The 23,838-nt window shown below is 36.8% G+C and carries 16 protein-coding genes; 8 read left to right on the top strand and 8 right to left on the bottom strand.

The features are described from left to right. Positions 1–3 precede the first annotated feature (3 nt). The 6 genes from ICJ85_RS12910 to ICJ85_RS12885 all read left to right on the top strand — a co-directional run bounded on the left by ICJ85_RS12910 (position 4) and on the right by ICJ85_RS12885 (position 7,756). Entirely contained in the window at positions 4–1,239 is a 1,236-nt protein-coding gene (locus ICJ85_RS12910) for a TolC family protein (RefSeq protein ID WP_188224215.1), read from the top strand. A 2-nt stretch (positions 1,240–1,241) separates the two neighbouring features. Further along, positions 1,242–1,799: a helix-turn-helix domain-containing protein gene (locus ICJ85_RS12905; protein ID WP_188224214.1), complete on the top strand. Its 558-nt coding sequence runs from the start codon at positions 1,242–1,244 to the stop codon at positions 1,797–1,799. A 77-nt stretch (positions 1,800–1,876) separates the two neighbouring features. Then, complete coding sequence (locus tag ICJ85_RS12900) at positions 1,877–4,375, top strand: heavy metal translocating P-type ATPase (RefSeq protein WP_188224260.1); 2,499 nt, start codon at positions 1,877–1,879, stop codon at positions 4,373–4,375. 3 nt (positions 4,376–4,378) lie between these two features. Next, entirely contained in the window at positions 4,379–6,100 is a 1,722-nt protein-coding gene (locus tag ICJ85_RS12895) for an efflux RND transporter periplasmic adaptor subunit (protein ID WP_188224213.1), read from the top strand. Positions 6,101–6,135: 35 nt separating this feature from the next. Next, the gene (locus ICJ85_RS12890) at positions 6,136–6,576 is read left to right on the top strand and encodes a heavy-metal-associated domain-containing protein (protein WP_188224212.1); all 441 of its coding nucleotides are present in this window, start codon (positions 6,136–6,138) and stop codon (positions 6,574–6,576) included. A gap of 163 nt (positions 6,577–6,739) precedes the next feature. Beyond that, on the top strand, positions 6,740–7,756 hold the full coding sequence (locus ICJ85_RS12885) for a zinc-dependent alcohol dehydrogenase (RefSeq protein WP_188224211.1): 1,017 nt from the start codon (positions 6,740–6,742) through the stop codon (positions 7,754–7,756). 57 nt (positions 7,757–7,813) lie between these two features. On the opposite strand, the gene ICJ85_RS12880 is transcribed toward ICJ85_RS12885, so the two are convergent. The 8 genes from ICJ85_RS12880 to ICJ85_RS12845 form a co-directional block, all read right to left on the bottom strand. Then, positions 7,814–9,070, bottom strand: a complete 1,257-nt coding sequence (locus ICJ85_RS12880) for a glycoside hydrolase family 27 protein (protein ID WP_188224210.1) — start codon at positions 9,068–9,070, stop codon at positions 7,814–7,816. A 178-nt stretch (positions 9,071–9,248) separates the two neighbouring features. After that, positions 9,249–10,241 (bottom strand): HupE/UreJ family protein, encoded by a 993-nt coding sequence (locus ICJ85_RS12875; protein ID WP_188224209.1) that lies wholly within the window; start codon positions 10,239–10,241, stop codon positions 9,249–9,251. Continuing rightward, on the bottom strand, positions 10,238–11,110 hold the full coding sequence (locus ICJ85_RS12870; protein WP_188224208.1) for a peptidyl-prolyl cis-trans isomerase: 873 nt from the start codon (positions 11,108–11,110) through the stop codon (positions 10,238–10,240). The genes ICJ85_RS12875 and ICJ85_RS12870 overlap by 4 nt, the downstream gene beginning before the upstream one ends. Before the next feature lie 85 nt (positions 11,111–11,195). Next, positions 11,196–13,091: a DUF3604 domain-containing protein gene (locus ICJ85_RS12865; RefSeq protein WP_206688041.1), complete on the bottom strand. Its 1,896-nt coding sequence runs from the start codon at positions 13,089–13,091 to the stop codon at positions 11,196–11,198. 47 nt (positions 13,092–13,138) lie between these two features. Next, the gene (locus ICJ85_RS12860) at positions 13,139–14,230 is read right to left on the bottom strand and encodes a DUF6515 family protein (protein ID WP_188224207.1); all 1,092 of its coding nucleotides are present in this window, start codon (positions 14,228–14,230) and stop codon (positions 13,139–13,141) included. Positions 14,231–14,247: 17 nt separating this feature from the next. Next, on the bottom strand, positions 14,248–14,970 hold the full coding sequence (locus tag ICJ85_RS12855) for a DUF2092 domain-containing protein (RefSeq protein WP_188224206.1): 723 nt from the start codon (positions 14,968–14,970) through the stop codon (positions 14,248–14,250). A gap of 88 nt (positions 14,971–15,058) precedes the next feature. After that, a complete protein-coding gene (locus ICJ85_RS12850; RefSeq protein ID WP_188224205.1) occupies positions 15,059–15,460 on the bottom strand; it encodes a DUF2541 domain-containing protein in 402 nt (133 codons plus the stop codon). Positions 15,461–15,781: 321 nt separating this feature from the next. Continuing rightward, positions 15,782–16,672 (bottom strand): YitT family protein, encoded by an 891-nt coding sequence (locus tag ICJ85_RS12845; protein WP_188224204.1) that lies wholly within the window; start codon positions 16,670–16,672, stop codon positions 15,782–15,784. A gap of 450 nt (positions 16,673–17,122) precedes the next feature. Here ICJ85_RS12845 and ICJ85_RS12840 point away from each other — a divergent pair, with 450 nt between their 5' ends. Continuing rightward, positions 17,123–21,814 (top strand): S8 family peptidase, encoded by a 4,692-nt coding sequence (locus ICJ85_RS12840; RefSeq protein WP_188224203.1) that lies wholly within the window; start codon positions 17,123–17,125, stop codon positions 21,812–21,814. A gap of 6 nt (positions 21,815–21,820) precedes the next feature. Beyond that, positions 21,821–23,803, top strand: a complete 1,983-nt coding sequence (locus ICJ85_RS12835; RefSeq protein ID WP_241739548.1) for an adenylate/guanylate cyclase domain-containing protein — start codon at positions 21,821–21,823, stop codon at positions 23,801–23,803. Positions 23,804–23,838 lie beyond the last annotated feature (35 nt).

The raw sequence follows: 23,838 nt of genomic DNA, 5'->3' as shown, positions 1-23,838 counted from the left end.
GAGATGAAAGTATATATTAATAATTTTAAGTTATTCTTGGGGCTTGGTTCTTTATTCTTGAGTTTTTATTCTGGTGCTCAAGATTTAGAACAGCTTATAAACGAAGCAGTAAGCAATAGTCCGGAGCTTCAGAAATTCGATATGCAGTATCAAATTGCTTCCGAAAAGGTAAATGAAGTGCATGTTATTCCGAATACCGAATTTGGAGTAGGGTATTTTGTTAGTGAACCGGAAACCCGAACGGGAGCTCAAAAATTTAAAGTATCTGCCAAGCAAATGTTGCCTTGGTTTGGTAATGTAACTGCGAGAGAGCATTACATGGGGGCGATGGCTGATGCCAAGTATGAAGATTATGTGATTGCTAAGCGTAAACTTATGGCGTCGGTATCGCAATCGTATTACGAATTGTACACCATTCAGTCTAAACAGAAAGTGTTAACAGAAAACATAAAGCTGTTGAAAACCTACGAAACGATGGCGCTGACTTCGGTTGAAGTTGGCAAAGCATCAGCGGTAAGTGTATTGCGTTTGCAAATGCGTCAAAACGATTTACAGCAGTTAAAAGACGTGTTATCTCAGCAGTTTTTGGCTGAGCAAACCAAGTTGAACAAGTTGTTGAATCGAGATAAAAACACAGGAATTCAGGTGATTCAGGATTTAGAAATACCAATTGAAGATTTTGATGGTGCTTTAGAACGGTTAGAAGTACACCCTGAGTTGATAAAGTACGATAAATTGTTTCATTCGGTTGAACAATCGGAGTTGTTAAATCAAAAGGAAAGTAGCCCGATGATAGGTTTTGGTTTAGATTATATTAATGTTGAAAAGCGTCCGGATATGAGTTTTTCCGATAACGGAAAAGACATTATCATGCCTATGGTTTCGGTGTCGATCCCCATTTTTAATAACAAATACAAATCACAAACCAAACAGAATGAATTGCAACAACAGGAACTGGTATTTCAAAAACAGGAGCGTTACAATACTTTAGAAACTACATTGGATAAGGCTATAAAAGACAGAACTGCGGCGCGTATTAGTTTTAATACACAAACCAAAAATTTGAAACAAGCCAAAGACGCCGAAAGTATTTTGATTAAAAGTTACGAAACAGGAACCATAAACTTTAACGATATTCTGGATATTCAGGAATTGCAGTTAAAATTTCAAATGAATCAAATTGAAGCGGTAAGAGCCTATTATATGCAGTCTACCATCATAAATTATTTAATTCAGTAGTTATGTCGCATACATTAATGATAAAGAATATGGTTTGCGATCGTTGTAAAATGACGGTTTTAAAAGTGTTGAAAGATCTACGTTTTGAGGTGCAGTCTGTTGAATTAGGAAAAGTCGTGGTAGCTGAAAATAAAGATTATAATTATACCGATTTGGAAATTGAGCTGAATGAATTAGGTTTTGAGCTTATTAAAGAATCAACCGAAGCGATAGTAGAGCAGATAAAAATAGCTTTAATAGAAGACATTGAAAAGGGAGATGCCGATGTGATCCTTTCGGAAGTTGCTAAAAAGCTTGGGAAGAATTATTCAGCCTTGAGTAAAACGTTCAGTAAACAAGAAGGCATCACGCTTGAGAAGTATCTGATAAATTTAAAGATTGAAAAGGTTAAGGAGTATATTCAGTTGCAACAGCTTAATTTTTCAGAAATCGCTTATAGTCTGAATTATAAAAACAGTAGCCATTTGGCGAAGCAATTTAAAAGTGTGACTGGCATGTCGATGACGGATTATAAAGCCCTTCAGAAGTGGGATCGAAAATCGATAGACCAAATTGTATAAAGAATAACCATAATTAGAAAACCCAAAATTTTAGGGTTGCGGTAATTTTGAATGGTAAATTTTAAAATGAGAAAATGATGAAACATACATATCATATACACGGAATGACTTGTAATGGCTGTCGTGGTCATGTTGAAAACACGCTTTCTAAAGTGGAGGGTGTTTCCCATGTATCGGTCGATTTAGCAAAGGCAGAAGCAGAAATAGAGATGGCAAAACATATTCCTATTGAAAGGTTTCAGCAAGCCTTAAAAGATGAAGGTGGTCGTTACAGCATCCATATGCCAGGACATCACCATCATGAAGAACCTAAAAAAGAAGATAAGCCTAAAGGAAAAGGTACAGGAACTTACTATTGCCCGATGCATTGTGAGGGCGATAAAACCTATGATAAACCTGGGGATTGTCCGGTTTGTGGTATGGATTTAGTGGAAGAACAAAACCTGTCGGCAGGAACATCAGAACAATGGACTTGCCCGATGCATCCTGAAATTGTAGAAAACGAAAGTGGTTCATGTCCTATTTGCGGTATGGATCTCGTGCCTTTAAAACCGGAACTTTCGGCAGAAGAGAAAACATATAAGTCGTTATTAAAAAAGTTTTGGATAGCTACGGCGTTTACCCTCCCCATATTCTTAATCGCGATGAGTGAAATGTTGAATCATAATCCGTTGTATGATATTATGGAGCAAAAATATTGGAATATGGTGCAGTTTGTATTGTCTATCCCAGTGGTATTTTATGCGGCTTGGATGTTTTTTGAACGCGCTTACCGCAGTATCAAAACATGGAATCTCAATATGTTTACCTTAATTGGTATTGGTGCCGGTGTGGCCTGGGTTTTTAGTGTGGTTGCTATGTCGTTTCCAGATGTATTTCCGGTGCAGTTTAAAACCGGATCAGGAGCAGTACATGTGTATTTCGAGGCGGCAACCGTTATTTTAACTCTGGTGCTTTTGGGGCAGTTGCTGGAAGCGCGCGCGCATAGTAAAACGAATTCAGCGGTTAAGGAATTGTTGAAATTAGCACCAAATAAAGCCATTAAAATGGTGGATGGCGAAGAAGTTGAAGTTGGTATTGGTAGTATTGAAATTAATGATATTCTAAAAGTAAAACCTGGTGAGAAAATTCCGGTAGACGGAGTTGTGTCAGAAGGGAGTTCAAGTGTTGATGAGTCGATGATTACCGGGGAACCTGTGCCTGTAGACAAGCAGGAAGGCGATAAGGTAAGTAGTGGTACCATCAACGGCAATCAGTCCTTTTTAATGAAAGCTGAAAAAGTAGGAAGCGATACCTTGTTATCGCAAATTATTCATATGGTGAATGATGCGAGTCGCAGTCGTGCGCCTATTCAGAATTTAGCCGATAAAGTATCTGCTTATTTTGTGCCTATTGTGGTTGTAATTTCAGTAGTCACATTTGTCGTTTGGGCTATTTGGGGACCAGAACCTGCTTACGTTTTTGCTTTGGTTAATGCTATTGCCGTGTTAATTATTGCCTGTCCTTGTGCTTTAGGTTTAGCAACACCTATGTCGGTTATGGTGGGTGTTGGACGCGGGGCGCAGCATGGTGTACTTATTAAAAATGCGGAGGCTTTAGAGTTGATGAGTAAAGTCGATGCCTTAATTGTTGATAAAACCGGAACCATAACAGAAGGAAAACCTAGTGTTGATAAAATTGGAGTTTTTGGAGAGAAGATGACTGAACAGGAGGTTTTGCAGTACATTGTTTCTTTGAATATGAATAGTGAACATCCATTAGCTGAGGCAACGGTGAAGTATGGTAAAGCGCATCAGGCCAAAATTCTTAAATCTGAACAATTTAATTCGGTTACAGGAAAAGGTGTTGAAGCGGTTGTTGGAGGTAATAAAGTTGCCTTGGGTAATCCTAAAATGATGGAGTTTGTTAAAGCTGATATTAGCACGAAAATGGAAGACGAAGCGAAAGCCTATCAGAAACAAGGTAAAACGGTGTCTTACTTATCTATAGAGAATAAAGTTGTTGGTTATGTAGTTATTGGCGATAAAATAAAAGAAACCAGTAAAGCTGCTATAAAGGAATTACAGCGCAAAGGGGTTGATGTGATTATGCTAACAGGTGATAATCACGATACCGCACAAGCAGTGGCTTCAGAATTAAATCTGGCGGAGTTTAAAGCTGGGATGTTACCGGAAGATAAATTAAAAGAAGTAGAAAAGCTTCAAGAAGAAGGAAGAATAGTGGCTGTCGCTGGCGATGGTATTAACGATGCGCCAGCTTTGGCGAAAAGTAATGTAGGTATTGCCATGGGAACAGGAACTGATGTTGCTATAGAAAGTGCCATGATAACCTTGGTGAAAGGTGATTTGCAAGGCATCGTTAAAGCACGTCATTTAAGCCATGCAGTGATGAAAAACATTAGGCAAAACTTATTTTTTGCATTGGTTTACAACACGCTTGGAGTGCCTGTAGCTGCCGGGGTGTTGTTTCCGTTTTTTGGCATATTATTATCTCCCATGATAGCAGCTTTGGCCATGAGCTTTAGTTCGGTGTCGGTTATTACGAATGCATTAAGATTGAGAAAAGTTAAAATATAGACAATGAAAAAATATATCATTTACGTTGCAGTTTTAGGTGTAGGCCTATTGTTAGGTTGGTTGTTGTTTGGAGGAGTGTCGTCTCAGGAAACAGATCATAATCATGAAGCGGAAACTTCGATAGTTCAAATGTGGACCTGCTCTATGCATCCGCAAATTATGCAACCTGAGCCTGGTGATTGCCCTATTTGTGGCATGGATTTAATCCCAGCTGAAGCAGGTGCAACAGGTTTAACGGCCGATCAGTTTAAACTAACAGAAAACGCCATGGCTTTGGCTAATATTCAAACGACTGTGGTGGGGAATAATGAGTCAGAGAATCACGGAATAACGTTATCAGGTAAAATAGCAGAAAATGAAAGTGCAAATGCTGTTCAGGTGAGTTATGTGTCGGGTCGAATAGAGCACTTGAATGTGAGTTTTACTGGCGAAGATGTTCGAAAAGGACAACTGTTGGCTACCGTTTATTCTCCAGAATTGTATGCAGCACAACAAGAGTTGATAACCGCGGTGTCATTAAAGGCATCTCAGCCGGAGTTGTATCAGGCCGTGAGGAATAAATTGAAGCTTTGGAAACTTTCCGATAGTCAAATCAATAATATAGAAACAACTGGAAAGGTAAAGGAAAATCTTCCTGTGTATGCCACAGTATCTGGTGTGGTTACCGAAAAATTAATTAATGAAGGCGATTATATCAAACAAGGTCAGCCACTTTTAAAAATAGCCAATTTAGGAACTGTTTGGGCTAATTTCGATGTGTATGAAAATCAGATAGCGCTGTTTAAAAAAGGACAGCCTATCGAGGTTACAGCAAAGTCATATCCAGGTAAAGTTTTCAAAGGTAAAGTGGATTTTATAGATCCAGTATTAAACCACAATACCAGAACGGTTAATTTACGTGTGGTGCTTAAAAATACTAAAGGAGATTTTAAGCCAGGTATGTTTGTGGAAGCACAGATTAAAAGTGATAAACCTCAAAGTGATGCACAGCATATTATTCCGTCAACAGCCGTTTTGTGGACAGGAGAACGTTCGGTTGTTTATCTAAAATCCAGTAAAACAGAGCCCGTGTTTGAAATGCATGAAGTGACTTTAGGAGGAAGACAGGGAGATGCTTATCAGGTTTTAGAAGGTTTAAATGCTGGCGATGAAATTGTCACTAGCGGAACGTTTACTGTAGATGCAGCTGCGCAATTACAAGGCAAAAAATCGATGATGAATCATGCTAAGGTCGAGACTATGGAGTCTGATGAAATAAAAACGGATAGATTAACGGTTTCTAAGGATTTTCAGGAGCAATTAAAATCTGTGTATAATCAGTATATAATTTTAAAAGATGCATTGGTTAAAGGGAATTCAGAAGAGGCTTCAGAGGCATCTCAAAGTTTGGAAAAAAGCCTGTCGAAAATCGATATGAAATTGTTGAAAGAGAATGAAGCACATATGCGATGGATGTCTCAATTAAAGAAGATAGAAAGTAATTCAGCATCAATTTCAAAGTATTCTAAAATTGAAGAACAAAGACAGTATTTTAAAGGGCTGTCGGATGCATTAATAGGGGCAATACAATCGTTTGGGGTTAATGAAAAAGTATTTTTAGAGTATTGTCCAATGGCTAATAATAACCAAGGAGCGTTTTGGTTAAGTAAAGAAGAAAAAGTGTTGAATCCATATTTTGGAGATGCCATGTTAACCTGTGGAGAAGTAAAACAAATAATAGAATAATCAAATAAATTAAAAATCAATAAATGTATTAAGAGATGAAAAAAGTAATTTTAAGTGTAGCGGTTATTGCCGTATTAGGATTTGTAAGTTGTAAGAACGAAACCAAAAAAGAAGCGGAAACAACACAAACAGAAGGAACTAGCGAAGTAGCTTTAAAAGAGCTGTCTTTTGGTGTTCGTGGTAATTGCGGCATGTGTAAAAACACCATTGAAAAGGCTGCAAACGCTGTTGATGGTGTGACTAAAGCCCACTGGGATGTTGATAAAAAGAAAATTGATGTCGCTTTTGATGGTTCAAAAACCGATGCTATGAATATTCATAAAGCGATTGCTGCTTCGGGGTACGATACCGAAAAGGTTGCAGGAAGCGAAGAAGCTTACAAAAATTTACCTGGATGTTGCCAATACGATCATACCATGGAAATGAATCAGTCTGGTGAAATTAAGGCTGAAGATCATGGAGAACATCACATGTAAAGTAAGTTGCTTTTATTAAAAGTAACTTATGTTAACTTTAATGTTGGTAAATTGTTAATTTTTAAAGGGTATTTTTGAGATACACTTAATTTTTTTCAAATTTGTAAGTAGAATTATATCAAAAATATAAATTCTGAACTAAAGTAACATACGTATAAAGATTATGAAAGAGAAAAATCCATCAGGTGTATTTCAGGGTATCCATGAAATAAAAGTAGAAGAAAGAGAATTGCCAATTTTAACTAACGATAGTGTTATCCTTAAAGTCGAAGCAACAGGTATTTGTGGAACAGACTTACATATTTATCATGAGGGTTTAGTGCCTTCGGGTTCTGTTTTAGGACACGAGTTTTGCGGAGAACTTGTTGAAGTTGGAGAGGCTGTTGAAAACTTAAAAGTTGGTGACCGTGTAGTAGTTAACCCGATGTATAACGGAATTGGCTTAGGTATAAGCGCCGGTGGATTTGCTAAACAAGTAAAAGTTGATCAAGCTTTATTAGGAAAAAATATTCATAAAATATCTGATAAAATTACCAGTGATAAAGGAGCGCTTTTAGAGCCTTTAACAGTAGGTTTGGCAGCGATTAATAAAACGCATTTAACGTCATCTGATAACGTATTGGTGTCAGGTTGCGGAACTATTGGTTTGGTTGTTATAGCTGCTTTAAAAAGTAAAGGCATTGAGAATATTATTGCGACCGATATTAGTGAAAAGCGTTTAGAGTTGGCAAAAACTTTAGGAGCCAAGTTTACGTTTAATCCAACTAAGGATGGCGATTTAAAAGACTTTATTGTTGAGCATTATGGAGAGGTTGATGCACTTGATTATTCAGGTAAAGTACCAAATTTAACGTCTGTTTTTGAATGTACAGGAGTAAGCCCTCTTTTTGCACAATGCCTAGAGCTTTTAGCGCCAGATGGGAAAATGACGGTTTTAGCTATTTATAGCAAGGAAACAACAGTGAATCCTAATTTGGTGGTCTACAAACGTTTGAATGTACAAGGATCTTTATTTTATACAGATGAAGATTTTGCCGAAGCGATTGCGTTGGTCGAAAGTGGTAAGGTAGATGTAACTCCAATTATTACACACCGTTTTCCATTAGATGAATTGCCAAAAGCTTTCGAAGTTCAGGCAGACAGCAGTCAATCGGTAAAAGTGGTTGTAAACTGCAATTAATATTCAGTTTGAAAATATTAAAAAAGGCTTGGTTTATCCAAGCCTTTTTTATGTCTGTTAGTTTTGTTTTTTGTCTTTATATTGAAAAACGTTGTACGGAATGGATGTTCCAGTAATTTTTAAAACAACAACCCCATGAGGCGCAACCAATTTTGTAATGGTTGATTCTTGCGATATTGGTAAACTTTCTTTTGACCACAAATCTTTAGTAGTATAACCTTCCGAAGCCTTAATTCCAATATCTTTTAAATTAAAGCTAATATTTTGTTGTTCGTCCGTTCGGTTTAATAAAGCAACCGCTACAATACCACTCATTGTTGAAGTTACTGGTTTCGCCCAGATTTCAGTTTCACCGTAGTCAACTACTCTTCGGGCTTGGTACACAAACGTACTTTGATTTAATTCAATAAGTTCTTCGTTGGTTATTATTTTTTTGGTTTCTTCTGTTAAAGTGGTTAAGTCATTTCCTAACAAAAGAGGCGAATGCATTAAACACCACATCGAGAACTGGGTTTTATCTTCTTCGTAAGTCATGCCGCGTCCCACCTGAAGCATATCCATATCGTTATAATGTCCGTAGGAACTGTAAGGCCATAAGTCGGCATTGGCGTCGATGGTTTTTAAAGCCGATTCAAAAGTATCAGCTAGGTCACCATTTATTCGCCAGGAATTAGCGACTTGTGTTACCCATTTTCCAGGGAATTTCCAACGGCAAACATTATAAATTACAGAAGGTTTTATGGATTTGGCTAGTCTACCAATTTCAGTATATCTCGATTCTTCATCAAGTCCTAACCATTCACCACCACACCAGTCTATTTTTATAAAATCGAAATCCCATTCTTTCAGAAATAGGTTTAAATCCTGTTTGTCATGACCGTATAAACCCATGCCAACACCAATAGTGTCTTTGTCCCAGTAGGAGGCGCAGGTGTTAATACCAGCATCAGAATAGATACCGGCTTTTAATCCTTTAGAGTGAATATAATCCGCTATGGCCTTCATGCCAGTGGGAAAACGAGTTTCATGAGATCTTATTTTTCCGTTTTCATCTCGACCTCCAAAATAACCATCGTCTATGTTTAAGTAAGTGTAGCCATAATCATTTAAATTTTGATTTACTAAAGCATCAGCCTGCCCTTTAATAATATTTTCATTAATGTTTACACGATAGTTGTTCCACGAAGCCCAGCCCATTAATGGAGGGTGGAGTGTTTTGGCTTGTGTTTCAGGTTTTGATGGTTGCTGTGTTTTGCATGATACTGCTAAAAAACCAGATAGGAGAGCAAAAGCCCCTAATTGTTTTAATTTCATTTTTAATTGTAAAACTTTAATTAATTGGGTTAATAATTGATTTGGTTAAATTGAGTTATTTGATTTTTTAGAGTATTCAAATCTAATAAAAACCACTAAAGATTAATAAAGAAAATAGAGTTTAAATAGAGTTTAAATAGAGTATTATTGTGGTGAGTGTGGCATTATACGTTTACAATTAACTCCAAAAGCCTATAACGCGCTCAATAGTCCAGAAGGCGGCAAGAGTTCCTATGGCATATGCCGGTACTTTTTTAGCAATTAATGGCCAGTCCTTTTTAAAAGCTAGTACATATAAAATGGCTGATACGGCAATAACAAATACAATCTGCCCAAGCTCTACACCAATATTAAAAAAAGCTAAGGCCAAAGGGATTTCAGATTGTGGTAATCCAACCTCGGTTAAAGCGCCTGCGAAACCAAAGCCATGTAAAAGTCCAAAAGAAAAGGCAACGAGCCAAGGTTTTTGAGCGGTTAATGAAGGTTTACCATGATGAAGTTTGACCATTTCGTAAGCCAGAAATACAATACTTAGAGCTATAACTGCTTCTACAGGAGGACCAGGTAAATTGGCATATCCCAAAACAGCTAAGCTTAACGTGATACTGTGTGCCAACGTGAAAGCTGTAATGGTCTTTATAATTTTTTTAAATCCTTTTGTAATGATGATTAAAGCCAAAACAAATAAGAGGTGATCGATACCGAACCAAATGTGTTCTACACCCAAAATGGTATATGATTGTACAACCTGCCATTTACTGGTTTTACCAGGAAGAATGGCCGATGGTGTTTTCGGGTGAAGCATTAGCGTTGTGTTTTCACCGTTTAGGTAAGTAATACTAACCAAAACGTCGACCATGGTTTTTTTTAGATTAACAATTGTTAAACTACTTCCAGAAAGCTCTGAATTTCCGGTTAATAAATAGTTGTTAATTACCGATTCTATTGCCGGTTTTGCTAATCCGTTTTCAGAAAGTTTGAAACCACTATCGAATTCAGGATAAATTTTTAGTACCATGTCGCCCATCGTTGGGACTTTCCAAAGTACCTGATAATTTTGTTCGTCTAGTTGTGTAATTTGTAAATATGCAGGACGTATTTCATGAGCCCAAACAGAACAGCCTTTTAGGATGGCTAAAAACAAGATAAGATGTTTAATGATTATTTTCATTTGCTTGCGTTTTGGGCTAATTCCTGTTTTAGCATAGAGCTAATGTTATCGGCTTCGATATTTATTTTGTATTTCTGCTTAAGTTCCTTTAGAATGGCATTTTTACTATCAAGAACCATTTGGTATTCGTAATCTCTTTGAACTTGCTTTTTAACACTTGCAAATTCAGGGATTCTAGGGTTGTCTTTCTTTTCGATATAAATAAGGTGTACACCAAAACCAGACATAATTGGACCAGACCATTCACCAATTCTCAAACTGCTTAATTGTTTGGTGAAGTTTTCATCAAGTTCCCTATTTAGATAGAAGGCATCAACATTGGAATAGGTGTATGGAAGCGGGAATTTATCACCAACTTCTTTTAAACTTTCAGAACTGGATACATCGTAAGTGTCTAAAACATTGTTTGCTTTCGCTACCGGATTTTTATGATTATCGGCTGTGAAAATGACTTGATGCAACGTGTAGTTGTAGTCTGTCGCATAATTTTCTTTATGCTTTTCAAAGTAGGCTTTTAAGTTTTTATCGGTTGCAGGCGCGACTAAAGTAGTTAAATCGTTACCTAAAAACTCCATTTTTTGGGCCAGTCTACGTTTTACAATTTCATCATTATGATCCAGATTAAGACGTAATGCTTCGCGATACATCACTTCCTGATCTACATATTTATTTATTAAGTCCTGCAGTTCATCTTCAGAAGGCGGACGTTGCCATTGCATTTGCCAAAGTTCAATCATATGTTCTATGTCGGAATTGTCAATAATTATTTCTTCTTCATCGGTGTTTTTATTTACCAGACTGTATATGGCAAAAAGTAGAGCCCCCAGCACAAAAAAGTGCAATAAAGGCTCTTTTATTAATTTTTTCATCTGTAGATGTTAATTTTAGACTTTGGACAAATATAAAAGCCATTAAGCAGGAGTTTAATGGTTTATTGTTTATTCTTATTATTTGCTAACTCGGATTGTACCAGATAGGAGAGGTGTAAGCACGTTCTTGTAATGTTCTTGGTACATCTTCTGTCATTTCAATTTTATATTTTACCATGTCGAATGTGGTCCATCTTGGTGTTGGAATTTCTAAAACTCTTACGTAGTAAAAGGCTTTAAGTGTAGGGTCGAATTCTGGATCGCTCCAAAAGGTTTTTAACTCGGTATCGCCAATAGTGTTTGTCCACGTTGCAGTGAACACATCAACGGTGTTACCTACCGGAGGTAATTTGCCTTTAGCATCTAAACTGCGTTTATCGGCATCACCCCAAACGACATTAAATATTTTTTCGTGAGTCTCACCCTTAGCATCTAACCAACCTTTGATTACTTGAATACGGTCTAAATTACCACTGGTAGGATCTTTAACTGCGCTAATTAAGAATGTTGGAGCCTTACCTTCAGGAGCGTTGGTGATATCACCACCCATTGGTACACCTTTGTCGTAACCGGTAGCGACATAATTAGGATCGTTAATGTCGTTTGCAGTATATTCAAAACCACCAAAGAAACGTACGGTCATTCTAGGGCCTGTAGAAGCGTAAGTTTCTTTACGTTTCATGGCATCCCAAAGAGATGCTCTGGTGTTCGATTCGGCCCAAACACCTGTATATCCTGAAGCGCCTAATTGCCACCCACGAACAAAACCAGAAGGGAAATCTAAGGCTTTTTCAGACCAACGTTCAGGACTAGGTTCAGACGATGCGTATTTACCCCAATAGTTGTTCTCATCTGCTGTAGATAGTGATGTGTGTGAGTCTGTACCCCCAACAAAACCGTATTTAAAAGGATTGATGCCTAATTTGCTTTCAAGTTTTAAACCATCTTTTAATGCTTTTCTGCCGTATTCGGTTTGTAACATATCTTTGGTTTTAGGTACCATAACTAAGTTTCCTTTATCCCAAATTTCGAAGTTTGCGAATTCGTCGTTAGGTGATAAAATAGGGTGGGTTTCACTGGTTCCTTTTCCTTGTGTAATTTCGTAAAGTACTTCGTATTTGTTACGTAAGGCTGCTAATTCTTTTGTTAAAGGAGTTCCGTCAAAAGCTGTAGTTTTGAACATTAAGCCATTAGATAGGTTTCCATTATGCGGAATTGCAAGTAAAGATCCTCCCGTTTTTTCTTCAAAATTAGCCATCCATTTCCAAAGGTCTTCAGGGTTTTCTGAGTCGAAGGTGGTCATTGGGCTCATTTGTTTTCCAATTTCCGGGCCATCTCGATAAATCACATTGCGGTGTAAGTTGTTACCACCACCATAGTTTGAAGAGTACTCGTAAGCTATAAAAGCAGTGAATTTACCTGGTTCATTAAATTTTTCAACAATATCTATGTTTTTCAACCAAACCGATTTAGCAAAGGCAGGGTCGGTAAATACAGGAGGTAGATTATTGTTAGACTGACGATTAATTAAATCCATCATTACGGCCGCTGCTTTATCACCACCAGCTTCCATATCTTCATGATACTGCGCCACAATAGGATCGCCCATAACAGCTTCGTCACCATCAATAACTGCGGTGATTACGCCAGCACCATCAGAGTGATCAGTAACAGCCAGCCAGTCTAACGGACGGTGTAATTTTGCTTTTTGTTTGGTCGCACTAATAACTTCTTCACCTCTGGCAAAGCGTAATGCGCCTTCAGGTCCTAGACGGGTTCCTACGGCACCGGCATCGGCAGACCAGGCGGTGTGTAAGTGCTGGTCTCCCCAGTATACATTTCTTAAAGGGTTTGCGGGAACTTCCGGTTCGGCTGTCATTTCTGTTGAAGTTGATTCCTCAACAGGTTGTTCTTTTTTAGTGTTATTGCAATTAAAAAGAAACAAAAACGCAGCGAAAGGAATGAGTTTTGTTGTATTCATAATGACTCAAGTTTATTAATTAAGTGTATTGTTAGTCTTGTTTTTGTTTATTCGTCTTCAAGGACATCTACAATTTCATACATGTTTTTACCATCTACCTGAATAGGTTGGTAATACGTGTCGCCAAATTGTACATAGGTTTGGTCGCCAATTTTCACTTCCTCTCCACCTTCAGGCAAGTTAGGAACAATGGTTCCGGCAGTAGCAGGTACCACGATGTAGCCATCTGCATTTTGTTCGTAAAAGGCACCACCATAATAGTAATTGTTGGTTTCATTTACAGTAACTTTCTCTGCTTCATCAGGTATTGATGGTACTTGAGCCCCAATAGGCGCCTGAACCGCTTCAAAGCCATCTTCGGTTTTTAAATAGTAGGTGCCGTTATCGTAATGGTATTCTTCATTATTATCATTATTGTCGTCTATAATGGCTACAATAATAGCAGTTGTTGCCAATGAGGTTACGAAATAACCCCACGGGTGCCAGTGTGGACCCCAATAGTATGGACGATAAGGATGGTAATAATATGGCCAATGACAATAAAATCTAAAACCTCCAAAAATATGAGGAGGACGTGTATAATGTCTATGACTGTGCCTTACATAAGTGTTCCTGTGGTTATGGCGGTTATTGTTAACATTTATGTTAATGTTGTTATGACTGTTATTAATGTTAATATTATTGCGACCACCACCAGTATTTCCTGGTCTGCGATTTATAGTTTTAACATTTGAAGTGTTTTTATTCCGATTAATAACTTGTTTGCCTTTGTTATTGTTAATGGTTGGCTTGTTTCTGTTAATAACCTGTTTGTTATTATTGTTAATAGTTGGTCTATTTCTATTTACCGTGGTTTTATTGTTAGTGTTTCTATTTGGTAAATTATTTCTGGATATCACTTTTGTGTGCCCTCCGTTTATCGAACCACCACGGTTTGTAGGTGTCGTAATTTTTCGGTTAGCTGTTGTTGGTCTGCTTACCGGACGGCTCGCAGGTTTATGAGCCATGCTTTTATTTCCTCCTCTTGAAACGGGATGTTTTAAGCGTTGAGCGTGCATGGTTTCGGTTGTTCCTAAGCTTAAAATAACTATTAAGGCTGTGGCCGAAAAATATTTAATAGAGTTTAATATGAGTTTCATAGTTACTTGAGTTAAGGTTAGGATTTAGCCATAATGCTTATTAGACTAGCATGTGGAGGGGGAGTGAAATTGTAAATAGCCTCCGGTATATTTGGGTTCAATTCCCAGTTGTAGAAGCTGGTTTCAAACTGTAAGTTGCCTTCGGTTTTGTAAACAATAATCAAGCGTTTTGGTAACAAAGTGGTGTTACTTGTTATCCACAGTTGAATGTGTTTGTCTGCATTTGTAGCAGTAATGTAAAAACATTTTTCACCGTCTACAGACCGTTGGCCTTCGTAGCTAATCGTGTCGAAATCTTCAATAAGGTCGTCGGTAAAGGATGGATAGAAAAAATCGGCTGCAGGAAATTTAAAATCGAATGCTGTATGCATGGAGTCGATCATAGTTAATATGGTCTCCGGCGCTTCCAGCGTCACATAATTATGTTCTGTTAACGAGTAATACGAAATATATTCGCCATCGTACCAATATCCAAAATTGCCTGCATCTCCATTTGTTGTTGAGGTAAATTTGTTTGGTCCGGTCATGGCAATATTACTTGTAGCATAATAGGTGCTTAAATTACCATCAACATCTAACTTGTCGTTAGCTGTATCAATATCGAATTTAACCGATTCCAGACTACCAATAATATCAGCCATTTTATCAAGTATATAAACGGCTGATGAGTCAATGCTTTTTGTTTGTGCCTGAGAGAAACTAATAGCAAACAGGCTAAACAGGGTAAGGAATTTTTTCATAGAATGTATTGTTAAAATGCTATAGGTATAGAGACAAAAAAGCCAGATTTCATTTGAACGTTTATAAAATCTGGCTGTAAATTATGTTTTAATCTTTTCCTTTTTTACCCCAAACTTCAACTTTGGCTCTTTTAGTTAATATAACTTTCCCTTTGGTGTCGTATTCTAACTCCAGGTATTTTACTTTATCCCCTTTGCTTGGAACGGCATAAGGTACTGATGACATACCATTGGTTAAAACACCAAGGCCTTTGGCGTCGTATTCTTTTTTTTCACCATTTTCCATAACAATGGTAACACTTTTTAGTTCCAATGTACCTTGTGTACAGGTTAGTTTTACTTTGGTTATATCTTTTTCAGAACCGGTAAGCGTCACTTTATCTTTTTCATTTTTAAAAGCAACAGTCTTTTCAGCTAATTTTTTCCAGTTGTCGTTTTGTGCAGGTGCAGCAACAGAAATTAAGAAGAATAGTATAAATAAATATTTCATTGTAAAAGGTTTAGGTTGAATGTTTTCTGTGTTAAATTTAGTGAATTATCTTCACTTTTTCTTACATGATTTAAAATTTTAATATTTAATTAAAGTAGAATGTTATCTAAAAGCTATTTATCTTCAAGTATTTATCGCTAAGTGTTTTATTGTTTGTATGAGAGTAGTTTGATTCGGGTTTTGTTCCTCTAGCGATACTTTTTGATTAAATAGGTGAAAATCATCCTGTTTTTAGAACTGAACAAGTCTCGAACGAAACTCGAACAAGAAATTAACGGAACCTCTGGCGTTATTTTTGCTGAAATTTTTGAATAAAAGTGGTTAATGGTTGCTACGTTTACTTACAATGCCACCGCCAACTTCATTAATGTTTTGAACATACATAAAGGCTTTAGGATCGGCACTTCTAATGGCTTTTTTTATTTTATGAACTTCAATTCTGGTGACTACGGCAACAATAATATCGCAGTCTTGTTTTATGCCGTAAGAACCCGGTAAGTTACCCCGTTCGCCTTTGTAGACGGTAACCGCCTTTTTAAAATCGTTTACAATTAACGATTTTACCTTTTCGGAGTCTGGAGCTATGATGGTTAAAGAAATGAGCTTCTCAAATCCATCAACTACATAGTTTGATGTTTTTAGTGCAGTATAGAAGGTTACAATGGAGTACATGGCTTTTTCAATACCTAAATAAAATGCAATGATTAAGAACAATGTGGTATTAATAGTCATGATAATTTCGGCAGTAGATAACCCAATACTTTTATTGGTATAGGCAGCAATAACTTCAAGTCCGTCTATTACTCCACCTCCCCGAATAACAAATCCAATACCTAGACCAACAAAGACGCCACCAAAAATAGCGGTTAAAAAATGGTCGTTTGTAACTTCCGGAACGGGTAATACATGCATTACAAAACCCAGTAAAATAACAGCAATTAAAGAACTGGCTGCAAAATTTTTACTGATTTTTAAATAACCAATGTATACAAAAGGAAGGTTTAAAAGAACCAGTGGGATACTCACGCTTATATGGTAAAACTCATGGATTAAGATGGAAATACCTAAAAGACCACCATCCAGAAAATGGTTAGGTATCATAAATCCCTTTATGGCGAATACAGCAAAACAAATTCCCAAAAGGGTTAATGATAATGATCGAAACGAAAAAATGGTTTTGAAGTTTAACTCTTCAGAATTAATATCACTCATATAAATTTAATTAAAATGAAACTGAACATGCTGCTAATTAATTCAAAAAGAGGTGATTCATGTGTGATATGAGGACAGTCTAAGGTACGTAAAAAAATACATAGTAATCCTATTGTTTGAAAATAACTACTACAGTATGTGGTGTATTCTTGTTTAAATCAGTTGTTTTAGGTTCTAATTTAATATGTTGATAGTTAGCATGTTTGCTGAAACTTGTGTTAATTTTAAATAAATGTTAAAAAAAATAGAGATTACATAATTTATTAACAATAAAGATACTGTAATGTTAAATATTGGTTTATTTGGTTAATAATCAATTATTTGTGGTAAATTTACGAGGCTTCTCGGGTCACCTCTCAACCTCTCTAAGATTTATGGTATAGTAGTATTGGTCATTTTTTACGCTAGAATCTATCGTGAAATGTGGATTTAACTATAAATCTTTTTAGTATGAAAAAAAAATACTCACCTCAGGATGTCTTTTTGTTTTGCCTCATAGTTTTTTTTATTTCATTACCATCTTTTGCTCAGAAAAATAAAGATATAGAGCCCGTTGTTTATTGTGTTAAAGATTTAAGCAATGGCTTGTATCAAGCAACCTTTAGTTATTATAACCCTACTAATAAGGAAGTGGTTGTTGATGAATCTGGTAGTATTATAAAAACCAATAACGGGAAAAAAGTTGCTAAAGGTTTAAATAAATTTAAACCGGGTACCGTAGAAAAAGTGTTTACCAAAGAGTTTGGTCCGCATGACTATGTAGAGTGGACTATTGTAAGCAATGGAAATACCCATACGGTTATAGCCAATGCTAATTCCAATAAGTGTGCAACCAATGATGGGTTTGTTTTTCCTGTTATAGGAAATAATGGTAAGTCGTATGATCTTATCGGGCAGGAGTTATCTTCGTTGTGCGATGGCGTAGCAGGAGAAACACCTTCCGAATTAATCTTTCAAATTGAAGGAGGTAAGGTATTGGTTGAAATTGTACCTGAGGCTAACCAAATGCAGGCTGTACTTAGTTTGCTTCAAAATACATTTAACATTCCGGCTTCCGACTTTCTTCTGGATATATCTGAATATTTAGGGTTGGCAGCGATCGATGTATATTTTAATCCTGCAGACTTGTGCGCTCTAAACGATTATCCGGATATTATAAATTTCGCCAGACCCGTTTATCCGGCTTATAATAATTCCGGAGGTATTGTATCGCAAGGTGATGGTGCTCAAACTTCAAATTTGGTGCGTCAGTCATTTCGAATAATTCAAGAGGATGGTACTGTTTTACCTGTAGATGGAACCGGAGTTAAAATAGGCGTGTTGTCTGATAGTTATGATATGGCTTTAGGTTCCCCTCAATATGCCGCACTCGATGTTGAAAATGGCGAGCTACCTGCAGATGTTGAGGTTTTAGAAGATAATAAATACAAGTCGTCTGATGAAGGCCGAGCCATGCTTCAGATTATTCATGATGTAGCTCCCGGAGCTTCTTTAGCGTTTCATACGGCAACAGCATCACCCAGACAGTTTGAAGTGGGGTTTAATGCTTTAAAAGATGCTGGTTGTGATTTAATAGTAGATGATATTACGTTTATTACAGAACCGTTTTTTGGAATAGGAAGAATTTCAGAAAACGTTCAGTCCTTTGTGGGGCAGTTAGGTAAATTTCATTTTACATCGGCCGGAAATGTTGCAAATAAAGGATATCAGGCAACTTTTAACAGTTCACCAAGTACACCATTAACTAATTTTATTCCAACTGGAACGCCTACAGTAGCCCATGTGTTTGGAACAAAAACTGATGGAACACCAGATTATTTACAAAAAATAAGTGTGGTTCCAGGAACCTATTTAATAGCGCTTCAATGGAAAGAGGATGTAGCATCACAAGAGAATCAATTGGGGGCAGATAACGATTTAGATATATATATTGTTGATGATGCAGGACGGTTACTGGTGGGGAATAATCGCGTTAATGTAAATGGTGATCCTACCGAAATTATTGTGTTTCGATCCACAGGCACCGGAGATGCTAATATTTTAATCACGAGTGCCAACGGTCCAACGAATGTCCCGTTTCGGTATATCGCTTTTAGAACTACGGGAGAAGATGGTACTGCAGACGGACTTTCATTTCCGGAATATTTTGGCGATGGTGCCCCGACGGTAAGTGGGCATGCCATGACACCGGAATCTGTTACTGTTGGAGCTGTAGATTATCGTTTTGCAGACAATCCTGTTGCAGAAGCCTTCTCCAGTTATGGGGGCTTACTAAAAGACGGTGTAACGCTTGATGTTGATATGTATGCTCCTGACGGAGGCAATACGGCTTCGACTACCATAGGTCAATTGGCAACATGTGACACTTGTGACAATGATGAAGCTTTAAATTTTTACGGAACTTCGGCAGCGGCACCGCATGCAGCAGCTGCAATGGCTTTACTTAAGTCGGCATTACCCTATTGGTATCCCGATGGTTCAGGTGCTTCTACCTTTTCAGATGGTCAAGCATTATCCACGTTTAAGAATACAGCAGTTAACTTTACGGCTCGAGATGGTGGCAATGCTCAGTTTTTAAATACTTTAAATGCTTTTAAAAGTATAGCAGCACAAACGGCTAACATCACATCTTTAACTATCTTAACAGGAAACCCGGGAGCCGAACCTATTACACTCTCTATAATAGGTAAATTCTTTCCGTCTGAAAGTGAAGAGCCTTATCCGGCGAAAGTCTTTTTTGAAGGAAATGAGATTACCGACATCCAGGTGGTATCGGATACAGAGATTATAGCTGTCATTCCAGAGTTTACTGGTAATCCTGATTTAAAGATATATACCGAGCCCAAACCGGGAACTGAAGGTAATGGAGGGTTTTCAGATCCGGTTAAAATATTACCAGACGGCAAGTACGCTATAAATATTGTGCCTAATAATGCTGCATTTGAATATGGACAGGATATTAGTCTGTCCTATTATGTTCAAGGTTTACCTCCTGAAGATATTGAAGATGCAACCTTATCTTTCCCTGAAATTATGACTGCACTTGGTTTTCCTGAAGTAATTTTAAGTTCTGGCGCAGATGCTAAATTGGCTTTAGGAGAATATCCTATTGTTTTTGATTATGTGATAACCCCATCCTTTGCGGAAGAATTATCTACTGAGTTATCCGAGAAATATCAGGTGAATTTTGTGTCTGGTTATATAGATCCAGACCCAGATATTGGTAAGATCGGGTATTTAACCATTACCAAAAAAGATTTAACAATTATGCCTGAAGATGTTGTTTATACCTATGGTGATGCCATTTCAATAGGGTTTAATTATCAATTTGATGGTGCAGGAATCTCAGATGAAGATGGTTTTAGGTTATTAATTGATGAAACTCATGCTAATGACTTTAAAGATGGTATTCCTAGCAAGTTTCAGGCGGTGGTAAATAAATTTCGAGCAGTTGTAAATGATTATGATTTGAGCTTTTTAAATGGTGGTAGCTGGAGTGCCTCAGAGCGTACCATACAAAATAAATTTCGGGCTGTTGTAAATGGAATGAATGTAGTAGACCTTGAAACAGATGATATAACCAATTATATTTCTGCTAGAGATGACTTTGATAGTGGAACAACGAGTAAGTTTAGAGCTGTAGTTAATAAATTTCGAGCGGTAGTAAATGCCGAAGATTTGTTTACAGGAGATGTTGAGTTGGGAATCGAGAATAAATTTCGAGCGGTTGTTAATAAGTTTCGTGCAGTAGTGAATACAGATGATCCTGATAGGCCTTTTAAAGATTATGGTGAGGTATTCACTATTATCGATGCAGAGGATGCTCCGCCAGAAGACGGATCGGATGATGAACGCGCCATTTCTGAAATTTACGCTTTAAATATGATAACAGGTATTGATGTGACGCCAACCGATGAGGATACCCATCAAGTGTATCCGGGTGCATTCTTAAATGAAATGTCAGCAAACTTCAATATTACTTACGGTGTTGGGAATGTAATTATTAATCCAAAGGACTTAAATGTTAGTACTGAAAATATAACCATGCCTTACGGAACTAATTTAACAGAAGCTATGCTTTTGGAAAAGACAACTTTTGAAGGATGGGCTTTTGAAGGTGAGGCTGTGGAATCTGTTACAACTGTTTTTCCAGATGGTGTGCCATTTTACTTTGTTAAGGATAATGTGGAGTACGAGTTATCAGAACTTGATATGCTGGGTGCATATGAGATTAAAATCAGAAACCCTAATAATTATGTGATACATAATCTGCTAAATGAAACTTTCGGCACCTTAGTCATTACACCAGCTACCCTTAATGTTATTATTTCTCCGGAAGAATCTGTGGTTTATCAAGGGGAGCAACCAGAACTGATGTTTACGTTTGATGGCTTTGTTGGAGAAGATAGTGAAGATACGGTGTTTCCAGATGGTGTTCCATATTATTTTGTGGATGATACGGATAATGTTTTTTATGATACAAATATCCCAGGATCTTATTATGTAAAAATTACTGAACCTGAAAATTACATAATTGTTTCCAATAGTGCGCATTTGTTTGTAAATCCATCAGACAGTTCCAGAAAGGTGCGTACGTATGCCGATTGTGTGTCTTACGACCCTAACGCGATTGGGAGTTTGAAATACACTGTGGTTTACAGGTATGAAAATGATAATGATTATCCAGTGTATGTTAATGAAGGTGAAGATAATAAATTAACAGGAGCGGAGCATAGTGGATTACTTCCAACCGTTTTTATGCCAGGAGAGGGAACTTTTGAAATTCAATTTGACGGAACCCAATTGGTTTGGAGTTTAACAACTTACGACGGGACACAAAAAAGTTCGGTGTCATCGGCATCAACCAGTGAGAGTGGTAAATGCGATGCGAAATTAGACGGTGCCTATTCTATATATCCAAATCCGGTTTCTACAATACTGTATATTGAGCAGAATGTCATGGAAAATAATGTGTCGGTTTTAGTGATCAATATGTACGGATTTGTAGTTATTGATGCAGGTACTTTTGTTAACCCTCTTGATACTATAGAGGTTAATATGTCTGGCTTGCCCGTAGGATTATATATCGTTAGGATTGCTAGTGAGACTGAACTGAGAACTTATAATATTTTAAAAGAATAAAATTGTATGCAATTAAGGTCAGGTATAATTTTAGTCTGTTTTTTCTTTTTCTTGTCTTTTTCTGGTATGGCTCAAAACAGTACCATTGATAGTTTGAAACATGTTGTTAATACAGGAGTTAAAGACACTTCTATGGTAATTAATCTAAATGATTTAAGTAGAGAGGTCTTGAATATTGGCGACATTAATAAAGCTCACGAATTTGCACAAAGAGCAAATGAATTGGCTACTAGTTTAGATTATAAAAGAGGGAAAGGCTATGCGTTAAAATACATTGGTCTTACTCAATATTTTCAAGGGAAATATTTAGATGTGCTAAATTCCTGGACCGAGTCTTTAAAAGAATTTGAATCCATTAACGATACTATTGGAATGGCAAACCTTGTTAATAATTTAGGGGCCGTTTATTATAGCCAGGGAAGTAATGTGAGGGCCTTGGATTATTATTTGAGGTCGTTAAATATTTCAGAGAAATTAAAGGATCCTTTGCGAATTTCATCTGCCTTGTTAAATATTGGAGGGCTTTATGCTGAAATGGGGAGCTATGATAAAGCGCTTGAATATTATAATAGATGTAATGATTTTAAGGAAGAGTTAAAAGATCCGCAACTTGTTATTAGTTACTTGATGGGAGTAGGAGAGGTTTATTTCAAAAAGGGACTTTATGATGAAGCGCTTTACTATTATCAAGAAGCATTATCAAGTAATGATAAGGTGGCTTCAAGAGCGGATATTCTTATAAAAACAGGCAGGGTACTTTTAAAGAAAAATGATATTGAGGAGTCTATAAAATATTTAAATGAGGCCTACAACATTGCGCAATTAAATGCTTTGCAGCTTGATGAAGTACAAGCATTGTATGCCTTAGGAGAAGCTTATAAATATAAAGATATTACTAAGTCAATTGAAGTTTATGAAGAAGCAGAAATTTTAGCCAAGCGTATTGAAGCTAATGATGAATTAAGGGATGTGTACAAAGGTTTGTCTAGTGCATATGCTTTAAATCAGGATTTCAAAAAGGCCTACCAGTATAAGGAGTTGTATGTTGCCAAAAAGGATAGTTTATTCAATTTAGAAACCGATGATAAAATACGTGGACTTCAATTTGATTTTGATTTAGAGAAGAAAGAAGATCAAATTGGACTGTTGGAGAAAGAATCGGAAATCCAGCAGTTAAAACAAAAGCGTCAAAAGAGTGTTATTTTAGTGTCGTTGCTAACCATACTTGTTGTTTTTATTTCTGCAGTCGGGTTGTATAAACGGTACAAGTTTGTGAAGGCAACGAATCTGATTATAGAGCAGGAAAAGAAACGCTCAGAAAACTTATTGCATAATATTCTTCCTGAAGAAACCGCTGTGGAACTTAAGGAGAAAGGTAAGGTGGAAGCTAAGAAATTTGAATCGGTTACTGTATTGTTTACCGATTTTAAAGGATTTACCTATTTTGCAAAAGATTTATCTCCCGAAGAACTGGTAAATAGTGTTGATTATTATTTTTCAAGATTCGATCAAATCATGGAAAAATATGGTATTGAAAAAATAAAAACAATTGGAGATGCCTATATGTGTGCCGGCGGATTGCCTTTCCCAACAACTGATCATCCTTTTAAAGTTATTATGGCTGCTTTTGAAATAGCCCGGTTTATTGATGAAACAAAGCGAAATACCGGAGAAAATGTAACTACTTTTGATATTCGTATAGGGGTTAATACAGGTCCTATTGTAGCGGGGGTGGTTGGAATTCACAAGTTTGCTTATGATATCTGGGGCGATACGGTAAATGTTGCATCAAGGATGGAGACACTTTCTGATCCCGGAAGAATTAATATCTCTGAAAACACTTATGAAATAGTGAAAGATGTGTTTGATTGTAAATATCGTGGTGAGATAGAAGTAAAGAATCGAGGTATGATGAAAATGTATTTTGTGAATGGAGTAAAAGACCAGGGATTTTTAGACCGACTTCAATTGAAAAAAACAGCTGTTTAAAAAATTCTTATATTTAATAAGAAAAATATTATAAA

It is taken from the genome of Aestuariibaculum marinum (assembly GCF_014596975.1).
Classification (GTDB): Bacteria; Bacteroidota; Bacteroidia; order Flavobacteriales; family Flavobacteriaceae; genus Aestuariibaculum; species Aestuariibaculum marinum.
Note: the sequence above shows the minus strand (reverse complement) of the source record. Positions and strands in the feature narration are given on the sequence as shown.